Origin of the sequence: Bacillus sp. SIMBA_008 (assembly GCF_046535495.1) — a bacterium.
Taxonomy (GTDB): domain Bacteria; phylum Bacillota; class Bacilli; order Bacillales; family Bacillaceae; genus Bacillus; species Bacillus subtilis.
Genome location: NZ_JAWRWL010000954.1, coordinates 1 through 249, shown reverse-complemented (window position 1 = coordinate 249; position 249 = coordinate 1). Strand labels below are relative to the sequence as shown.

General features: G+C 34.9%; 1 pseudogene. It reads right to left on the bottom strand.

What is annotated here, in order from left to right:
- Nucleotides 1-249, bottom strand: a pseudogene (locus SB658_RS26200) (lysozyme family protein); the annotation flags it as partial.

Sequence of the window (249 nt, the reverse complement as noted above, 5' to 3'; positions counted from 1 at the left end):
AAGCAGCATCTATAATTAAATATGGCATTTTCGTATTAATCACATTACCTGTAAACCAAGCATCTTTATTGGCGCTATTATATAAATTGATACCCGATCCTTCTGGATACTTAGACGTTGCAATTCCTAGCCCTTTTGGTTGTATCGGTTTATTGTCACCGCCACCATTTCCTCCATCAAAATCTACATATTGCTTAACAATTTCAGAGTAGAAAAAATTCCCTCCATTTTTATATCGATAACCACCAT